The organism is Variovorax sp. F042 (assembly GCF_057814215.1).
Genome location: NZ_JBVASX010000051.1, coordinates 1 through 317 on the forward strand (window position 1 = coordinate 1; position 317 = coordinate 317).

Genomic DNA, 317 nt, shown 5'->3' on the forward strand with positions numbered 1-317 from the left:
GACGCGCAAGGGCTGGCCGAAAGCGAGCTGTACCGCGCGCTGGTTTCCGACACCCCCTCTCCCGCATTCTCATGACGGCTTCCACCATTCAAGCGCACACCACCGCTGTGCCCGCAGCGCCCGAGCCACGGGCCCGCACGTCCTGGCGCCACTGGCTCGCGCAGCGCCCCTCGGTCTTCACACTCGCGATGATCGTGCTGGTGAGCCTGGTGGTGGGCGCGATCAACCCGAGCTTCTTCCAGTTGCCGGTGCTGTTCGATATCGTGCGCGCCTGAACGGTGCTGGGCCTGTTCGCGCTCGGCGTGCTGATCGTGCTG

1 protein-coding gene is annotated in these 317 nt (G+C 67.5%); it reads left to right on the top strand.

The window, feature by feature from the left end; all coding sequences use genetic code 11:
* The first annotated feature begins 71 nt into the window (after positions 1-71).
* Entirely contained in the window at positions 72-275 is a 204-nt protein-coding gene (locus ACZYSP_RS35350) for a hypothetical protein (RefSeq protein ID WP_489019211.1), read from the top strand.
* Positions 276-317: the final 42 nt, after the last annotated feature.

Excerpts from the sequence above, each read along its gene's own strand:
- ACZYSP_RS35350 (WP_489019211.1), top strand. The coding sequence starts at position 72 with ATGACGGCTTCCACCATTCAAGCGCACACCACCGCTGTGCCCGCAGCG.